The sequence below is a fragment of the Anaeromyxobacter oryzisoli genome (assembly GCF_022690765.1).
GTDB lineage: Bacteria > Myxococcota > Myxococcia > Myxococcales > Anaeromyxobacteraceae > Anaeromyxobacter > Anaeromyxobacter oryzisoli.
In genome coordinates, this window is record NZ_JALCZA010000003.1 from 39232 (window position 1) to 57298 (window position 18067).

General features: G+C 74.6%; 15 protein-coding genes. 9 read left to right on the top strand and 6 right to left on the bottom strand.

The window, feature by feature from the left end; translation table 11 throughout:
* Positions 1-3 precede the first annotated feature (3 nt).
* Together MNZ27_RS01505 and MNZ27_RS01510 are read right to left on the bottom strand one after the other, a co-directional pair.
* Positions 4-1566, bottom strand: a complete 1563-nt coding sequence (locus MNZ27_RS01505) for an efflux RND transporter periplasmic adaptor subunit (protein ID WP_242392252.1) — start codon at positions 1564-1566, stop codon at positions 4-6.
* A 16-nt stretch (positions 1567-1582) separates the two neighbouring features.
* Entirely contained in the window at positions 1583-3052 is a 1470-nt protein-coding gene (locus tag MNZ27_RS01510; protein WP_242392253.1) for a TolC family protein, read from the bottom strand.
* Between the two features lie 296 nt (positions 3053-3348).
* Between MNZ27_RS01510 and MNZ27_RS01515 the strand changes: the two genes are divergently transcribed.
* The 4 genes from MNZ27_RS01515 to MNZ27_RS01530 all read left to right on the top strand — a co-directional run bounded on the left by MNZ27_RS01515 (position 3349) and on the right by MNZ27_RS01530 (position 7390).
* Positions 3349-4266, top strand: a complete 918-nt coding sequence (locus MNZ27_RS01515; protein WP_242392254.1) for a fibronectin type III domain-containing protein — start codon at positions 3349-3351, stop codon at positions 4264-4266.
* Between the two features lie 62 nt (positions 4267-4328).
* The gene (locus tag MNZ27_RS01520; RefSeq protein WP_242392255.1) at positions 4329-5141 is read left to right on the top strand and encodes an MXAN_2562 family outer membrane beta-barrel protein; all 813 of its coding nucleotides are present in this window, start codon (positions 4329-4331) and stop codon (positions 5139-5141) included.
* A gap of 132 nt (positions 5142-5273) precedes the next feature.
* Positions 5274-5999, top strand: coding sequence for a response regulator transcription factor (locus MNZ27_RS01525; RefSeq protein ID WP_242392256.1), 726 nt, complete (start codon positions 5274-5276; stop codon positions 5997-5999).
* Positions 5996-7390 (top strand): HAMP domain-containing sensor histidine kinase, encoded by a 1395-nt coding sequence (locus MNZ27_RS01530; RefSeq protein ID WP_242392257.1) that lies wholly within the window; start codon positions 5996-5998, stop codon positions 7388-7390. The genes MNZ27_RS01525 and MNZ27_RS01530 overlap by 4 nt, the downstream gene beginning before the upstream one ends.
* 149 nt (positions 7391-7539) lie before the next feature.
* On the opposite strand, the gene MNZ27_RS01535 is transcribed toward MNZ27_RS01530, so the two are convergent.
* Positions 7540-8253: a hypothetical protein gene (locus tag MNZ27_RS01535; protein WP_242392258.1), complete on the bottom strand. Its 714-nt coding sequence runs from the start codon at positions 8251-8253 to the stop codon at positions 7540-7542.
* A 301-nt stretch (positions 8254-8554) separates the two neighbouring features.
* Between MNZ27_RS01535 and MNZ27_RS01540 the strand changes: the two genes are divergently transcribed.
* From MNZ27_RS01540 to MNZ27_RS01560, 5 genes are read left to right on the top strand one after another with little or no spacing between them, the layout of a single operon-like run.
* Positions 8555-9595 (top strand): HlyD family secretion protein, encoded by a 1041-nt coding sequence (locus MNZ27_RS01540; RefSeq protein ID WP_242392259.1) that lies wholly within the window; start codon positions 8555-8557, stop codon positions 9593-9595.
* Positions 9595-10530, top strand: coding sequence for an ABC transporter ATP-binding protein (locus tag MNZ27_RS01545; RefSeq protein ID WP_242392260.1), 936 nt, complete (start codon positions 9595-9597; stop codon positions 10528-10530). The genes MNZ27_RS01540 and MNZ27_RS01545 overlap by 1 nt, the downstream gene beginning before the upstream one ends.
* Positions 10527-11507: an ABC transporter ATP-binding protein gene (locus MNZ27_RS01550; protein WP_242392261.1), complete on the top strand. Its 981-nt coding sequence runs from the start codon at positions 10527-10529 to the stop codon at positions 11505-11507. The genes MNZ27_RS01545 and MNZ27_RS01550 overlap by 4 nt, the downstream gene beginning before the upstream one ends.
* Entirely contained in the window at positions 11504-12637 is a 1134-nt protein-coding gene (locus tag MNZ27_RS01555) for an ABC transporter permease (protein ID WP_242392262.1), read from the top strand. Before MNZ27_RS01550 ends, MNZ27_RS01555 begins: the two co-directional genes overlap by 4 nt.
* Positions 12634-13773, top strand: a complete 1140-nt coding sequence (locus MNZ27_RS01560; protein WP_242392263.1) for an ABC transporter permease — start codon at positions 12634-12636, stop codon at positions 13771-13773. The genes MNZ27_RS01555 and MNZ27_RS01560 overlap by 4 nt, the downstream gene beginning before the upstream one ends.
* Here MNZ27_RS01560 and MNZ27_RS01565 read toward each other — a convergent pair.
* From MNZ27_RS01565 to MNZ27_RS01575, 3 genes are all read right to left on the bottom strand, one after another.
* Positions 13754-14170, bottom strand: a complete 417-nt coding sequence (locus MNZ27_RS01565; protein ID WP_242392264.1) for a DoxX family protein — start codon at positions 14168-14170, stop codon at positions 13754-13756. The two genes, MNZ27_RS01560 and MNZ27_RS01565, sit on opposite strands and share 20 nt — an antisense overlap.
* A gap of 171 nt (positions 14171-14341) precedes the next feature.
* Entirely contained in the window at positions 14342-15892 is a 1551-nt protein-coding gene (locus MNZ27_RS01570) for a hypothetical protein (RefSeq protein ID WP_242392265.1), read from the bottom strand.
* Positions 15893-16037: 145 nt separating this feature from the next.
* Positions 16038-17849, bottom strand: a complete 1812-nt coding sequence (locus tag MNZ27_RS01575; protein WP_242392266.1) for a carbon starvation CstA family protein — start codon at positions 17847-17849, stop codon at positions 16038-16040.
* Positions 17850-18067 lie beyond the last annotated feature (218 nt).

The following is an 18067-nucleotide window of genomic DNA, read 5'->3' on the forward strand; positions in this document are numbered from 1 at the left end:
GGCTCACCGCCCCCCGTGGCCCGCGTGCTCGGCGCCCTGGGCCGGCGCCGGGGACTGGGCGCCGCCCTTCGAGTCGGCGGGCGCGGGCCGAGGCGCCGGTCCCGACCCCGGGCCCGCGCCGATCGCGGCGAGCGACGCGCGCAGGCGCGACTCGGAGTCGATGAGGAAGTTCGCGCGGGTGACCACCTGCTCGCCGTCCCGGAGGCCCGAGACGACCTCGACGTCCTGGCCGTTCGAGTCGCCGAGCTTCACCTCGCGCGGCTGGAACTTGCCGTCGCCGAGCGAGACGAAGACCACGGCCTGGGTGCCCGAGTCGATCACCGCGTCCGCCGGCACCCGGAGCCCCTGGCGCGTCGCCCCTTGGAGCACCACCTCCGCGAACATCTCCGGCCGGAGCTCGCCGGTCCGGTTCGGGAAGGCGAGGCGGACCTTCACCGTGCGCGTCTTCGGATCGAGGAGCGGGTCGACGAAGGAGACCCTCCCCGTGAACGTCCGGCCGGGGAACGCGTCGAGGGCGAGGGTGGCCGGCATCCCGAGCCGCACGTGCCTGAGCTCGCTCTCGTACACGTCGGCGAGGACCCACACCTCCGAGAGGTCCACGAGCTCGTACGGGATCGCGCCGGCGTCGAGCTTCGCGCCCTCCACCACGTTCTTCTTCGTCACGACGCCCGAGATGGGCGAGTAGAAGGTCAGCCGCTTCACCGGCTCGCCGGTCCGCTCCAGGCGCCGGATCTCCGCCTCGGGCACGTCCCAGAGCTGGAGCCTGCGCCGCGCGGCCGTCACCAGCGCCTGCCCGTCGTCGCCGAGCCCCTTCGCCTCCCCGAGCGTCTTCTGGGTGCGGAGCGCGAGCAGGAGCTCGTCCTGGGCCGCGAGGAGCTCCGGGCTGTAGACCGAGAAGAGCGGCTCGCCGCGTCGCACCGGCTTGCCGACGAAGTCCACGTAGATGCGCTCGACGTAGGCGGGGATCTTGATGTTCACGTTCTTCACGCGGGTCTCGTCGATCGCCACCCGCCCCACGGTGCGCCAGGCGCCGCCGACCGGCCCGCGCGTCACCGACGCGGTCTTGAGGCCGATGAGCTGCTGCCGGGCCGGGTCGATGTTCACCGTCGCGAGCCCCTCGACCGACGCCTCGCCGCCGCCCGCCTCGTCCGAGTAGACCGGGACGTAGTCCATCCCCATCTCGTCCTTCCGCGGCGTGGGCGACGTCTGCTTCGGATCCATCGGCGAGCGGTAGAAGAGGATCTTCCGCTCCGCCTTGGCGCCGCCGGTCCCGCCCGCCTTCACCTCGACGAGCTTCATCCCGCAGATCGGGCAGTCGCCGGGGTGGTCCTGGACGATGGTCGGGTGCATCGGGCACTGGTACTGCGGCTTCTGCTCGCCCTTCGCGTCCTTCGCGTCCTTCGCGACCGGCGCGGTCGCCCCGGACGCCGCGCCGGAGCCGGCGTGGCGCAGGAGCAGGGTGGCGCCGACGCTCACCGCGGCGGTCGCGACGGCGACGAGGAGGACGGCGCCGACGCCGAAGCGGCGGCCGGAGGGCTGCGGAGGAGTGGAGGTCTCGGAGGTCATCTCGGTCACCATTGCGTCACATGCCAGACGAGGAGGAAGACGGGGCGGCCGTGGGCGCCGCGGGCGCGGCGAGCGCCGGTGCGGCCCCGCCTCCGCCGCCCATCCCGCCGCCGGTCGCGCCGGCGCCGGGGACGGCCGCGCCGCCCATGCCCCCGCTCGCGCCGCCGGCGCTCGGGGGCTCGAGGCTCACCTCGGCCGAGGCGATCGCGACGCGCAGCGCGTCGGCGACGGCGAGGAGGTGCCCGTCCTCGTCGTTGATGTAGCCGGCGTTCGCGTCGAGCACCGACGCGAAGCTCACCCGGCCGACGCGGTACTGCGAGAGCGTGCTCTCCGCGGTCGCCCGCGACTGCACCAGCAGCCCCTCGCGGTAGAGCTTCACCGTGTCCGCGAGCGCCGTCAGGGTGGACCGCCGCTCCGCCACCCGGAGCCGGAGGACCTGATCGATCGTCTCGGCGCTGCGCGCGCTGGCGGTCGAGCGCGCCTCGCTCTCGGCCACCGCGCGGTTCTGCTTCCGCCCCGACCAGATCGGGAGGCCGATGGACACCCCCGCGGTCCACATCGGATCGAGGCCGCCGCGCGGCATGATCCCGACGTTCACGGAGAGGTCGGGGAACCGCTCGCGCTCGGAGAGGCGCACCTGCGCGTTCGCCTGATCGGCGGTCAGCCGCGCGCGGGCGAGCTCCGGGCTGCGCGCCTCGGCGTCGCTCGTCGCCGTCTCGAGCGAGGGGACGGGCGGGAGGGCGGCGTCACGGAGGCGGACGGTCGTCGCGATCGGCTCGTCCAGCGGATGGGCGCGGAGCCGGTTGAGCGCCTGCAGCGCCGCCGCCTCCTCCGCCCGCAGCGTCCAGCGGCGCTGCCGGATCCGGTTGAGCTCGAGCTGGGACCGCAGCACGTCGGACTGCGCTCCCTCGCCGGACTCGTAGCGGGCGCGCGCGGTGCCGATCGACGTCTGCCAGATCTGCTCGAGCCGATCGAGCAGCTCGAGCCGCTCGCGCACGAGCACGAGGTCGAGGTAGGCGCGCCGGACGTCGGCCTCGGTCGAGAGCCGCTGCCGGGTGACGGCCGCCTCGGCCTGGCTCGCGCCCAGCCGCGCGACGTCGCTCCGCAGGCCGCGCTTCCCGGGCCAGGGGAGGCCCTGGCTCAGCATCACCTGCCAGAAGCTCGTCTCCATCTTGCCGATCTGGATCCCGCCGAAGCCGTCGTTCTGGATCCCGAGGGAGAGCACCGGATCCGGCAACGCGCCGGCCTGCGGCACCCGCTCGCGCTCGGCGTTCAGGGAGGCCTCGGCCTGCCGGACCTCGGGCCGCGCCGCGAGGCTCTCCGCGACGAGCCGGTCGAGCACCGGATCCGGGGGGAGGGGAGAGGGCGTCGTCGCCTGCTCGGCTCGCGCGGCGACGGCGGCGAGCCAGAGCGCCAGGGCGGCGACCGTGCGGAAGCAGGAGGAGTGTCGCGCGCTGACGCTTCGTGAAGATGGAGTGTTGGCCATGGGCGTCTCGAAAGCGATCCCTCGTGGAAGCAGCCTTCGTGCCAGCATGCGCTGGCCCTCTCTGGCCCGAAACATCGCGCGTGGAGGCCTCCGCGTGGGCGGGGGCGGTCACGGTGTGACGGGGTGGGTCACGCCCGGAGGCGACGTCGCCGCCGTGGAGCACGGCGGACCCGCAAGACGGCGCGACGCCGCTCCGCGTCCGGGCGGAGGCGCTGCTCGCGGTCGCGCCCGGCGCCCGCAACATTCGCGAACGAGGCGCGCACCGCGCGCGCGCATCGGTCGTTCACGGTGCCGGCATGCCTCCTCGCCCGCTCTCGCTGCCGTTCGCCGTGGCCGTCGTCCTCGGCCTGCCCGCGCTCGCGCGCGGGGCCACCGTCACCCTCGACGAGCCCGAGGTGTCGCAGGAGGAGTGCCTGGCCCGCGCCAGCTACTCGGTGGAGCTGAGCTGGGACCTCGGCAGCTCCTCCGGGAGCTCGGTGGAGATCCTCGGGTCGGACGCGTCGGGCTGCTCCGAGACGGACGCGACCACCGCGGTGGTGGTGGACAACCTCTCCACGAGCCAGACGTCCTACCCGCAGACCGGCGACTCCATCCTCACGCTCGCCGCGGTGCTCTCGGCCGCGGGGCGCTCGAGCGAGACCTGCCAGGGATCGGACGCCAAGGTGTACGTGTGCGTCCGGCTCTTGGACGGCTCCGGAAACGAGGTCGCGATCGGCTCCGCCTCGCTCACGCTCCAGCTCGAGAAGCCGCCTTCGCCGGTGGACGTCTCCGTGTCCGTCGGCGAGCAGGGGCTCTGGGTGAGCTGGGCCGAGGGGACCGCGACGACGGATGCGCCCGCCTCGTCCAAGACGTACCGCGCCTTCGCGTCGGCGAACGGCGCGACCTACGCCTCGACCGAGACGACCGGCACGAGCGCGCACATCTCGGGGCTCCAGGACGGGACGATCTACGACGTCTGGGTCGTCGCCTACAGCTCGGCGGGAAACCCGAGCGACGACTCGACGCACACGACCGGGACTCCGCAGGACGTCCTCACCTTCTGGGACCTCTACGAGCAGAGCGGTGGGAAGGACGCGGGCGGATGCAGCCACGGCGGCGGCGCCGGGCTCCTGTCGCTGCTCGGGGTGGGGTGGGTGGTGCGCCGGGCGCGCCGGCGCGCCGGGGGGGGGGGCGGCGCGCCCGGGCAGCCGCACCGGGAGGAGGACCGGCCGTGAGATACCGTCACGCCGACCCTCTCCCGGAGCCCGCCTCCCATCGTCCTCCTCGAAGCGCTGCGATGAGGAGGAGTCATGCGGGCGCGCTGCGCCGACGCGCCGGGCTGGTCCTGGCGGCGCTCGCCCTGGCCGCGGCGGCGCGCGCCGACGAGCCCGCCGCGGGCGAGCCCGAGGTGACGGTGCCCCCGTCGTCTCGCGAGGACCCGCCGCTCGCGCAGGCGGCCGATGGCGCCACGCGCCGGGCGACGGGGCTCGAGCTCTCGCTGCGCGCCCAGTCGTACCGACCGGCGATCGACAGGGAGTTCGACGGCGCGGCGCAGCCGTTCGGGCTCGCCTTCGGATCCGGGCGGAGGTGGGGCGGCCGGCTCGAGCTCGCGAAGACGCTCGCCACGTCCCTCGGGACGGCCGGGCTCGGGCTGGGGGTCGGCTACTTCGGGGCGAGCGGGCACGGCCTCTACCAGGACACCTCCACCGGCGCGCTGCTGAAGAGCGGGGACTCGACCTCGCTCCACGTGATCCCCATCTCGCTGTTCGCGACGTACCGGCTCGATCTGCTCTCCGAGCGGCTGCACGTCCCGCTCGCGCCGTACGCGCGCGTCGCGGTCGAGCGCTACGCCTGGATCGCGACGGGCACGAGCCACGCCTCGAAGCTCGGCGCGACCGACGGGTACTCGCTGACCGCGGGCGTGGCGCTCTACCTCGACGGCGTGGACCCGGTCCTCGCGCAGGAGCTCCGGCGCGAGTCGGGCATCGAGCACACCGCCCTCACGTTCGACGTCACCCGCGCGATCGTGGACGACTTCGGGTCGGCGCGTAGCTGGGACCTCTCGACCGTCGGGTGGGCCCTGGCGGGCGGCCTGCTCGTGACGTTCTGACGGCGACACCACCTCGTATCGAGCTGCTGCGCGAGCGGATGAGACGAGCGCGCGGGCGAGCGGCGGTCCGGGCGCGCGCCGGCCGTGTGCCGATATGTTCGGGGCCGCGCCCCGCGGCCCGGAGGTGTCAGAATGATTCCGGTGACCTCCGAGGCCCCCGAGCGTTTCCGCGTCCTGTTCGTCGAGGACGACGAGCGGCTCGCCGCGCTGACCACGCGGTACCTGGAGGGCCACGGCCTCGCGGTGACCTGGGTCCCCGACGGCGAGCAGGGGCTCGCCGAGGCCCTCAAGGGGCAGCACGACGTGGTCATCCTCGACCTGATGCTGCCGCGCCGGTCGGGGCTCGAGGTGTGCCGCGAGATCCGCGCGCGCCTCTCGGTGCCGATCCTCATCCTCACCGCGCTCGGCGAGGAGGCCGACCGGGTGCTCGGCCTCGAGACCGGCGCCGACGACTACCTCCCGAAGCCGTTCTCCTCGCGCGAGCTGCTGGCCCGCCTGCGGGCGCTGGTGCGCCGCAGCCGCGGCGAGCTCGGCCCGCCGCGCGACGTGATCCGGGTGGGGGACCTGGAGCTCACGCCGCGCGACTACACCGCGACGCGCGCGGGCGTCCCGCTCCCGCTCACCACCTCCGAGTTTCTCCTGCTGCGGGTCCTCGCCGAGCGGGCGGGGCGGGTGCTCACGCGCGAGCAGCTCCTCGATCTCACGAAGGGGAGCGCGGACGAGGCGTTCGACCGCTCGATCGACGCCCACGTCTCGCGCCTTCGCCACAAGCTCGGGGACGATCCGCGCCAGCCGCGGCTCCTCAAGACCATCCGCGGCGCGGGGTACATGCTCGTCGCGGGCCCGGAGGACGCGTGACCGAGCCGACCCGGCGCGGGCCGTACGGGCTCGCGCTCCGCATCTACGTCGTGACGGTGGTCGCGGTGCTCGCCACGGCGGCGGCGCTGGCCCTCGCGCTGGCGCTCGCGCGGGAGCGGCGCCAGCCCCCGCGGCACGGGCTGGTCCGGGACCTCGCGGGCTACGCCGCGGAGCGGCTGTCGGCCCGCTGGTCGGACGAGGCCGGCCTTCGGGAGGAGCTCGCCGCGCTCGCGTCCGGCCTGCACGTCCGGACCGCGGTCTACCGGTTGGACGGCGCGCTCGTGGCGGCGGCGCCGTCGCCCGGGCCGGCGCCGCTCTCCGCGGCGGAGCGCGAGGTCCTCGCCCGCGCCGGGACCGTCGAGCGCGGGGAGCCGGCCGGCTCGCCCCGGGCGGTCGCCGTGCCCGTGCGCGCCGGCGCCGGCGCGGTCGGCTACCTCGTCGTCGAGGCGACGTGGCCGTTCCACGGCCCGCCGCTGCCGCCGGAGCTGATCTCGCTCGCGCTGGTGCTGGTGGGGACCGGGGTGGCCGCGGTCGTCCTGGGGGGCTCCATCGCGCGCCCGCTCGACCGGCTCGCCCGGACGGCGAAGGCGCTCGGCGCCGGCGACCTCCGCGCGCGGACGGGCCTGGCGCGCCGCGACGAGCTGGGCGCCGTCGCGCGCGCGTTCGACGAGATGGCCGACCGGCTCCAGGGGCTGCTCCACGCCCAGACCGAGCTCATCGCGAACGTGGCGCACGAGCTGCGGACGCCCCTCGCCCGCATCCACGTGGCCCTCGATCTCGCGGCCGACGGCGACGCGGCGGTCGCCCGCGAGTCCCTCGCCGAGATCGGCGAGGACCTCGCCGAGCTCGAGGGGCTGGTGAGCGACATCCTCTCCTCGGCGCGGATGGAGCTCGCCTCCGGGGACGGCGCCGGGGGTGGCGCGCTGCCGCTGCACCGGGCCGCGCTCGACGTCGCCGCCGTGGTCGAGCAGGCCGTGGAGCGGCTCCGCGTCCGGCACCCCGGGCGGCGGGTGGACGTGGCGCTCGAGCCGGGGCTGCCGGTCGTCGAGGGGGACGCGTCGCTGCTCCGACGCGCCCTGGACAACCTGCTCGAGAACGCCAGGAAGTACTCGCCGCCGGACGCCGGGATCCGGGTCGCCGCGGCGCGAAGGGACGGGCAGGTCGCGATCGAGGTGATCGACCGCGGCGAGGGGATCGCCCCCGCCGACCTGGAGCGCGTCTTCGCGCCGTTCTTCCGGGCCGACCGGAGCCGGACCCGCGCCACGGGCGGCGTGGGGCTCGGGCTCACCCTCGCCCGCCGGATCGTGGAGGCGCACGGCGGCACGCTGGTGGCCCGGAGCGCGCCGGGCTCCGGGACCACCATGACGATCGCGCTGCCGGTCCGGTCGTGACGGCGGCGCGCCGCCCGCGCGAGGGCCGCGGCGTACGCACCCGGGCGCCGCACCGCCTCCGCGGTCGGAACCAGGCGGCGGCGCGCCCTTCGCGGCGTGCCCCGCTGCGCGCCCATCGACGACGGACGCGCGACGCCGGCGCTCGTCGATCAGAGCTCGAGCGCGAGGGTGGCGAGGAAGGCGGCGGCGGTCAGGTAACCGATGGTGAGGTGCGCCGTGCGCATGTTCCGCGGGAACCTGTCTCCGGGCGCTGTGTTGTTCACGCCGATCACCTGGGGGAACACGGTGATGAGCCCGAGGATCGGCTGCACCACGATCCCGCCCAGGTGGATGTACGTGAGCGCGCGGTGCCACGGCCGGGCGGCGGGGCTGACGTGCCCCACCGGGCCGCGGATCGCGAGGGCGAGGGCCGCGTCGGCGGTGTAGAGCGTCGCCGACAGCACCCCGCTCGCCCCGTGGAGCGTGGAGAGGCCGCGGTTGCAGCCGTAGTCGCCGAAGACGGGGTGACCGGTCTGGCAGCGTCCGTCCCCGAAGGCCGTCGGCTGGTTGATGGCCGCGAGGGTCCCGAGCGTGCTGGTGAGCACGAGCGCACCCGCGGTGCCCCACTTCAGCCGCCGTTCCCAGGTGCGGAGCGTGCGCTGCCGCGACTCGTCCCGCCCGCTCGCCTCGGCGTCGTCGGGCGCGGGCTCCTCGTCGAGGAACGACGCCCGGCGCAGGGCGAGGTCGGCTGGCGTTGGGGCCGGTGCGGGGGCGGCCAGCGCGAGCCGCAGGGACGGGTTCACGAACCGTGACGGCGCGAGAGCTTCGGCAGGGGCTCCCGGCGCCGCGCAAATGACGAGCGACATCGCGATCGCAACGGACATGCGTCCTCCCGGGAGAGCGGATGGCGGAGTGTTGCGCGGGGAGCCGAGCGGGCGCGCTGCCTGGGCGGGTGACGCCCCGTCCTCCGCGCGCTTCTCCAGCCGACGCGTGCGTCGATCTTTCTTCCACGTGTCGGATCGGCTTACACCGGGCGGCGCCGCCGTCTCCGGGCTCCTTCGCCCAGGCGTGGCGGGCGGCCTCACGCCGACGTGGCAAGTAGCCTGCCGCCGGCGGCACGTGGTTTGCTCTCGATGTCGACGCTCCCAGGGCGCGATCGCGCGGAAGCCCGGGAGGGGAGCCATCATGCGCCGGATCGTCATCGTGCTCGTCGTCTTCGTCCTCGTGCTCGGCGGGCTGATCGGCTACCGGCTGCGGAGCCAGGCCCGCGCCTTGGCCGCGCCCGCCGGGGGCTCGGGCGAGATCGAGGGCACCATCGTGGAGCTGTCCTCCCGGGTCGGCGCCCGCATCGTGGAGCAGCCGGTGCGAGAGGGGCAGGCGGTGAAGGCGGGAGGGCTGCTGCTCCGGCTCGATTGCGCGGACCCCGCCGCCGCGCTGGCCGAGGCCGAGGCCCGCCTCGCGGCCGCCCAGGCCCAGGCGGCCGCGGCGATGGCGCAGGTGAAGGCGTCGGAGCGCTCCCGCGTCGCCGCCGGCGCCGCCGAGGAGGCGGCCCGTGCTCAGGCCCAGGCCCTCGCCGCGCAGGCGGAGGCCGCCGAGCGTCAGGCGCAGCGCCTCGCGAACCTGCCGGCGGACGTCGCCGCCTCGAGCATCGACCTGACGCAGGCGAGCGCGGCGCAGCTCACCCACCAGACGGCCGCCGCGAAGGCGCAGGCCACCGCGAGCGCCGAGCAGGCGCGGGCCGCGGCGGTGAACACGGGCGCGGCGGCCTCGCAGGCGCGGGCGGCCCTCGCGCAGGTGCGCGCGGGCGAGGCGGCGGTGGCCCGCGCGCGCCTCCTCGTCGGCGAGTGCGAGCTCCGCGCGCCGCGCGACGCCGAGATCCAGACCCTGCCGCACGAGGCGGGCGAGCTGGTCGCGCCGGGGGCGGTGCTGGTGCGGCTCGTGGATCTCTCGGAGGTGAAGGCCACCTTCTACCTGCCGAACGCGGAGATCGGGGCGGTGAAGCCGGGCGCGCGGGCGGAGGTCGTCGCGGACGCCTGGCCGGGCGAGGTGTTCGAGGGCACGGTCCGGACCGTCTCCCTCGAGGCGGAGTTCACCCCGCGGAACATCCAGACGCGCACCGATCGCGACCGGCTCGTCTACCCGATCGAGGTCGTGGTGACGAACCGCGACGGGAAGCTCCGCGCGGGCATGCCCGTGCAGGTCTCGCTGCCGGGGACGGGGCGCTGATGGCGGCGGGCCCCACCCCCGACGGCGGCGCCGCCCCGGCCGCGGTCGCCGCGCGCGGGCTGGCTCGACGGTTCGGCCCGGTGACCGCGCTGGACGGCCTCTCCTTCGAGGTCGCGCGCGGCGAGCTGTTCGGCCTCGTCGGCCCGGACGGCGCCGGGAAGACCACCGCCATCCGCGCCCTCGCCGGCCTCGTCCGGCTCGACGGCGGCGAGGCGCGGGTCCTCGGGGTGCGGGCCGGGGCGCGGGAGCTCCGGGAGCGGCTCGGGCTCATGCCGCAGCAGTACTCGCTCTACCGGGACCTCACGGTCGAGGAGAACCTGAGGTTCTTCTCCCGCCTGTACGTGCTCCCGCGCGCGGTCTACCGCGAGCGCGTGGCGCGGCTCCTCGCCATCACGAGGCTGGAGCGGTTCACGGACCGCCGCGCCGACGCGCTCTCCGGCGGCATGTACAAGAAGCTCGCCCTCGCCTGCGCGCTGCTCCACGAGCCGGAGGTGCTGCTCCTCGACGAGCCCACCAACGGCGTCGATCCGGTGTCGCGCCGGGAGCTCTGGGCGCTCCTGGGGGAGTTCGTGCACGGCGGCATGACCGTCCTCGTGTCCACGCCCTACATGGACGAGGCGGAGCGCTGCACGCGGGTCGCCCTCGTGCACCGCGGGCGGGCGCTCCTGCAGGGCGAGCCGAGCGCGCTCATCGCGCAGTTCCAGGACGAGGCGTACGAGGTCCACGGCGGCGATCGCGACCTCCTCGACGCCCGGCTCGCCGCGCTGCCCCCGGTCCGCGAGGCCTCGCCGGCGGGGGCGCGGCTCAAGGTGGTGGTCGCCCGCGGCGCGCGCGACGAGGTCGCCGCGGCGCTCGCGCCGCTCGGGGCCACGCTCGCGCCGGCCGCCCCCGACTTCGAGGACCTGTTCCTCTCCAGCATCCGGAGGGCGTCGTGACGGCGCCCCGCCCGGCCCCGACCGCCGGTGACGGCCCGGCCATCGAGGCGCGCGAGCTCTCGCGCCGCTTCGGGGCGTTCCTCGCGGTGGACCGGGTGAGCTTCGAGGTGGAGCGCGGCGAGATCTTCGGCTACCTCGGCGCGAACGGCGCCGGGAAGTCCACCACCATCCGCATGCTCACCGGGCTGCTCGCGCCCACCTCGGGGACCGGCCGGGTGGCCGGCTTCGACGTGAGGACCGAACCGGAGGCGGTGAAGGCCTCGATCGGCTACATGTCCCAGAAGTTCTCGCTCTACCTCGACCTGCCCGTCCGCGAGAACCTCGTCTTCTTCGGCGGCGCGTACGGGCTCTGGGGCAAGGCCCTCGCGCGGCGCGCCGACGAGGTGCTCGCCCTCGCGGACCTGCGCGACGCCGGCGACGTCACGACCGGCGACCTGCCCGGCGGCGTCCGGCAGCGGCTCGCCCTCGCCTGCGCGATCCTCCAGCGCCCCAGGATCGTCTTCCTCGACGAGCCGACCGCCGGCGTGGACCCGGTCGCGCGCCGGACGTTCTGGCGGATCATCCGCGAGCTCGCGCGGGAGGGGACCACCGTCTTCGTGACGACCCACTACCTCGACGAGGCGGAGTACTGCCGCCGGATCGGCCTCATGGTGGACGGCCGGCTGGTGGCCCTCGACACGCCGGCGGCGTTGAAGGCGACCTGGGTGCCGGAGCGGCTGCTCGTGGCGCGCGGTCGGGACCTGGCGCGCGCGGGCGAGCGGCTACGCGGGCTGCCCGGGGTCCAGCACGTGGTCCGGTTCGGCGCCGCGCTCCACGTGCGGGTGGCGCCGGGGGGCGTCTCGGAGGAGGCGGTCGCGGCGGCGCTCCGGTCCGCCGGGGCGTCCGACGTCGCGGTCGAGGGCGCCGAGCCGTCGCTCGAGGACGTCTTCCTCGCGGTGGTGGGCGCGAATGGGCGGGGAGCGGAGGCGGCGTCGTGATCCGGCGTCTCCGGCGGTCCCTCGTCCGCGTCGGCGCGATGGCGTCGAAGGAGACCACTCACGTCCTGCGCGACCCGCGCATGCTCTACCTCGCGCTCGTCATGCCGGTCGTGATGCTGTTCCTCTTCGGGTACGGCATCAGCATCGACCTGGACCGGATCCCGCTCGGCGTCGCCGACCAGGACCGCACCGAGGCGTCCCGGGCGCTCGTGCACACCCTCACGGAGTCGGGCGAGCTCACCGTCGCCGCCGACACGACGCCGGAGGGGGCGGACCGGCTCTTCCGCCGGGGCGACGCCGCCGCGGTCCTCGTCGTCCCGCAGCAATACGGCGAGCGCCTCGCGCGCCGGGAGCGGGTCGCGCTGCAGCTCCTCGTGGACGGCTCGGACGTGACCTCGGCGAACCAGGTGCTCTCGAAGGTGGACGCCCTGGTCCGGGCCGAGACGCGGCGGCTGGCGGGGGCGTCGGTCGCCCAGGCGCAGGTCCCGCTCACGGTGAAGGTCTGGACGCGCTACAACCCCGCCGGCCGGTCGGCGATCTTCATGGTCCCCGGGCTCGCCGCGTTCATCATCGCCCTCACGGCGGTGCTGCTCACGACGCTCACGGTGGCGGGGGAGTGGGAGCGCGGCTCGATGGAGCAGCTCTTCGCCTCGCCCGTGGGCCGGCTCGAGATCGTGCTCGGGAAGCTGATCCCGTACCTGGTGCTCGGGCTGCTCGAGCTGCTGCTCGTCGTCGCGTTCGGCGCGAGCGTGTTCGACGTCCCGGTGCGCGGGGCCCCGGTCCTGGTGCTGCTCGTCGGGTTCTTCTTCGTGGTGGGGATGCTCGGGCAGGGGCTGCTCGTGTCGGTCATCACGAAGAACCAGCTCGTCGCGACGCAGGCCGGCCTGCTCTCCGCGCTCCTCCCCTCGCTGCTCCTCTCCGGGATGGTCTTCCCCATCGAGAACATGCCGGTGCCGCTCCAGCTCCTGTCGCGCGTGATCCCGGCCCGGTACATGGTCCACGCGCTGCGCGAGATCCTGCTCAAGGGCAACGGCCTCGCCGTGCTCTGGCCCGACCTCGTCGCGGTGATCGCGTTCGCGGCGGCGGTGATCGCGCTCTCGACCCTTCGCTTCCAGCGGAGGCTCGCGTGACGCGCCCCCTCGCCCGGATCCAGCTCGCGGCGGTCTTCCGGAAGGAGGTCCGGCAGGTGGTCCGCGATCGCCGGATGATGTTCATCCTGATCGCCGCCCCCGTGATCCAGACCATGGTGTTCGGGTTCGCGATGAACTTCGACGTGGACCGGGTGCGCACCGTGGTGCTGGACCGGGATCGCACCGACGTGTCCCGCGGGCACGCCCGGAGGCTGCTCGCGGATCGCACGCTGGTCCGGGCCGGGGACGTGCCCGGCCCGGCCGAGGCGGAGCAGGCCGTCCACCAGGGCGCGGCGGCGGCGGCGGTGATCCTCCCGGAGCGGCTCGCCGCCGATCTCGCCGCGGGCAGGCCCGCTGAGGTCCAGGTGGTGATCGACGGCACGGATCCCAACCGGTCCACCGTCGCGGCCGGCGCGGTGGCGCGCTACTTCGGGGAGGTCGGCGAACGGCTCGCGCGCGAGGGCCTCGCCGCGCGCGGGGCCCGAGCGCCGGCCCAGCTCGAGGTCGCGCCCCGGCTCTTCTACAACCCGGAGCTCCGCACCCCGCCGTACATGATCCCCGGCATCGCGGCGATGCTCCTCCTCGTCGTCACCACGATCGTCACCGCCATGGGGCTCGCGCGCGAGCGCGAGATGGGGACGCTCGAGCAGGTGCTGGTCACGCCCATCCGGCCGGTGTGGCTGCTCGCCGGCAAGATGGCGCCCTACGTGGTCTTCGGCTTCGTGGACGTGCTGCTCCTCGTCGCGGCGGGGAGCTTCGTCTTCGACGTCCCGATCCGCGGCCCGCTCCCGGTGCTGGCGCTCGGCACGGTGCTCTACCTGCTCACCACCCTCGGCGTGGGGCTCTTCATCTCGAGCGCCTCGAGGACCCAGCAGCAGGCGTTCCTCGGCGGCTTCCTGTTCATCCTCCCGGCCATGCTCCTCTCCGGCGTGATGACGCCGATCGCGGCGATGCCGCGCTGGCTCCAGCTCGTGACCCAGCTCAACCCCGTCCGGCACTACGCCACGGTGATGCGCGGGTGCCTCCTCCGCGGCGCCGGGCTCGTGGACCTCGCGTGGCCGCTCGCCGCCCTCGCCGTCCTCGGGTCGGCCATCTTCGTCGCCTCGGCGCTCCGGTTCAGGAAGACGCTGGGGTAGCCCGGGTCCCCGCCGGACGGGCGCGCCGCCCGTCCACGCTGTACGGCCCGGCCCCGCGCGCGGCGACGTAGAGGAAGGCGAAGGCGAACAGGATCGCGAGCTCGCCCTGGTTGACGATCGGCCAGAAGCTCTTCGGGGCGTGCATCGTGAAGTAGGCGACGGCCATCTCGCCGCTCGCGAAGAAGGCCGCCCAGCGCGCGAGCAGGCCGACGGCGATGAGCAGCCCTGCCGTGAACTCGATGACGGCGGCGGTCAGCAGGAGCGGGTTCGAGGTCGTCGCCGGCCCGCCGAAGGCACCGAACAGCTTCTGCGCGCCGTGGCAGGCGAACAGGAACCCGAACACGAGGCGGGTGAGCGCGTAGATGCGCTCCGCGTGAGGTCCGAGCCAGCGTTCCATCGCGTCCTCCGGGGCGAGCACCGCCCGCCCCCTTCCAAGATGGCGGGGAACGCGGCCGCGCGCCCGCTCCTGTGGAGGGCGGATCGGCGAGCGCACGCGTCGAGGGGCACCCGCGCGTGGGCGGCCCGCCGCCCGCACCCGTCCGGCGCGTCACGTGGTCGGCTCTCCTGATCAGAGGTTCGTCACGAGGTCGGCGTCCCCCGCCCGCATCCCGTTCCGGTAGGTGGGGTCGAGCGTGGACCGGAAGCCGGAGAGGATCGCCGCCGCGTCCGCCTCGACGCCGGGGCTGGACGCGCCGCCCGCGAGGCCGGTGCTGGAGCCGGCGAGGAGGACGAAGTGCACCAGCGCGACCCGCCCGCCCGGCGGGACGGTGAGCGGGTGCACGACGAACATGGTCCCGTTGCCGTCCGGCGCGCCCGCGGAGACCGCCGCCGCCGAGGCCGTGCGGAAGAAGGCCGAGCCGCTCCCGAACACGATCCCGAAGTCGCGCGTCCCGCCGCCGGACAGATCGTACCCGACCAGCGCGCCGTCCCGGGGCTGGTAGAGCGCCGTGCTCGCGCCCGCGGCGAGGAAGGAGAGGTAGACGACGTCGGCGCTCACGGCCGCGGCGCCGGCGTTCTCGAACACGTCGGTGATGCGCGCCCAGTGCGCCTTGGGCGGCGCGAAGAACGTCCGCCGCACGGCGAGCTGGGCGCCGCAGTCGCCCGCGCTCCCGACGCACAGGGTCCGCGGCGCGCCCTCCACGTTCTGGGACTCGGAGGGGGACGCGGCCGTCCAGCTCGCGTCGCCGCCGGCGAGGGTCCCGGCCTCGAAGTCGCCGTTCAGGATGGTGGCGGGGCCGCCCGCCAGGGAGACGCCGTCGATCTGGACCAGGCTCGGGGACGGCCCGGCGAGCTCGAACGAGACGACCACCTGGTCATGCCCCGGCCATGGACCCACCGTGAAGGACGCGCCCGGCGACCCGCCGGTGCCGGGGCCCCGGTCCTCGTTCGCCGTCGCGGTGTACACGGTCTCGAGGAGCTGCCCGTCCGTGCCGTGGAAGCTCACCGTGAACGTGGGCGCCGGCGCCCCGACGAGCGCGCCCGGGATCGCGAAGAAGACGTGGCTCCAGGAGAGCGTGAGCGGCGCGGTGACGGCGGACACGTCGAGGGTCTGGGTGACGCGCGAGGAGGACGTCCCGTTCAGGAGGAGCGAGCGGCTCCCCTCGAGCGGCGCGACCCCGGCGGTCGCGCCGTCCGAGAGCTCCGCCGTCCTCACCCCGTCGGCGGCGCCGAAGAGCGGGGTCAGGAAGGTCGCCTCGGCGTAGGTCTGGTCGTAGGGGAACGCCGGGAGCGCCTGGGTGGCGAGCACGTCCATCTCGAGGGACTCGAAGGTGGGCGGCGTGACGGTGGGGACGCCGGCGTAGAGGACGAGCGCGCCGCTGAAGGGCCCGGCCAGCCCGCCGGAGCGGAGGGAGTAGTCGCGATCGAGGTCCCAGGTGTTCGCCTGGCCGGGGAAGCTCTCGTAGCCGTCGCCGGACGGGAGGGTCTGGCCGAAGGCCGTGACGCCCTGGATCATGACGCCCTGGATCAGGGCCGGCACGCCGGGGACCGCGGGGACCGGCGGCGGAGGCGGGGGCGTGACCGGCGCGGAGGATCCGGAGGAGCAGGCGGCGAGGGCGAGCGCGAGGGCGACGGCGGCGCGTCGGGCGGGCGCGGCGTGGGGAGCGGGCGATCGTGGCATGATCGATTGCTACCACGCCGCCCGCGACGCGCCGATGTGGTCTCGCGTCCCCTGGACGCGGCACGGCGCCGCTGGCGCCGCCCGCTCGCGTCGAGCGCCGTGAGGCACGCGACGCCCCCGCGCGCCGCCGGCCGCCGGGACCGGGCTACTCCGGGACCTCGGCGAGCACGACGTCGCCGTGCGCGTCGCGCACCTTGTCCTTCACGCGCGCCAGCTCGTACCACTTGAAGAAGGCCTCGACGAAGACGATGGCCATCAGGAGCATGAGCAGGACGGAGATGCCGACGTTCAGGTACTTCCCCTGAGGCAGGTAGTTGTCCTTGATGTTGTGGTAGCCGGCGCTCATGCACACCGGGATCATGAAGATGCCGGGCACGGCGGAGACCCAGGCGTAGCGCGCCTTCCCGAGGCGGATCAGCATGGTGGTCCCGACGATGAGGGCGCAGGTGGCGAGGAGCTGGTTGGACATCCCGAACAGCGGCCAGATGGTCATGATGTCGCCGGTGTAGACCAGGTAGCCCCAGGCGCCGGTGAAGATCAGGCTCGTCAGGATGATCCCGGGCATCCACTTCTTCTCGTTCAGCTTCGGCCACACGCGGCCCAGCATCTCCTGCAGCATGTAGCGGCCCACGCGCGTGCCGGTGTCCACGGCGGTGAGGATGAACACCGCCTCGAACATGATGGCGAAGTGGTACCAGTAGCTCGCCAGGTGCTGCATGAGCGGGATGGACGAGAAGATGTAGGCCATCCCCACCGCGAGCGAGACCGCGCCGCCCGGCCGACCCTGGAGCTTCTCGCCGACCTCCGCGGCGAGCGCGGGCAGGTGGACCGGGGTCATGCCGAGGTGCGAGTAGGCGACCGCGCTCGAGTTGATCGCGAAGTAGTCCGCCGGGACCAGCACGCACGCGGCGACGAGCGCCATGATCGCGACCACGCCCTCGAAGAGCATCGCGCCGTAGCCCACGAACAGCACGTCGTCCTCCGTCGCGATCATCTTGGGCGTCGTGCCGGTGCCGATGATGGCGTGGAACCCGGAGAGCGCGCCGCAGGCGATGGTGATGAAGACGAACGGGAAGACCGAGCCGGGGATGAGCGGCCCGCCGCCGTGCACCCACGGGGTGAAGGCGGGCATCTGCAGGGTGGGGTGGACGAAGAAGATGCCGGCCACGAGCGCCGCGACCGTGCCGAGCTTCAGGTAGGTGGAGAGGTAGTCGCGCGGGCAGAGCAGCAGCCACACCGGCAGCACCGAGGCGACGAAGCCATAGGCGGGGATGAGGAGCGCGATGGTGTGCTTCGGGAGGGAGAGCCAGCGGGACATCGTCGGGTCGGCGGCCACGTGCGGACCGGCCCACAGCGAGAGCGCCAGCAGGACCACGCCGATGACGCTCGCCCCCTTCACGTCGCCCTTCCTGAAGACGTACATCCAGACGCCCATGAGGAGCGCGATGGGCATGGTGGCGAGCACCGTGAAGGTGCCCCAGGCGCTCTCGAAGAGCGCGTTCACCACGGCGATGGAGAGGCCGGCGAGCGTGAGGACGAGGATGAAGAGGATGGCGAACGACGCCACCGCGCCCGCGCGCTTGTTGATCTCGTACTCGGCGATGAGCGAGAGGCTCTTGCCCTTGTGACGCACCGAGGCGAAGAGCACGATGACGTCGTGCACCGCGCCGCCCAGCACGCAGCCGAAGATGATCCAGAGCGCGCCCGGGGCGTAGCCGAACTGCGCCGCGAGCACCGGCCCGATGAGCGGCCCCGCCGCCGCGATCGCGGCGAAGTGGTGGCCGAAGAGCACGAACCGGTTCGTCTTGTGGTAGTCGTGGCCGTCCGCGAGCGCGATCGCGGGCGTGGTGCGGCCGCCGTCGAGCCCGAGCACCTTCCGGGCGATGAACAGGCCGTAATAGCGGTACGCCACCGCGAACACGCCCAGCGTGGCGAGGACGAGCGTCAGTGCGTTCATCGATCTCCTCCGGACCGGGCGGCCCCTGTCCTCGGGACACGCAGCCGGGTGCCCAGGTTCGCAGCAACCGGTGGCCTCCAGGAGAGCGAAGTCGGCGAGCGGGCCGTTTCAGGCCGTGAGCGGGCCGGCGCGGTGCTCGCGGAGCGGGCGGCGGCGGGGAGGGGCCTGGGCCGACCTCGGGGGCCGCGAGGCGAGGGGACCGGAACCGCCTACGCGCC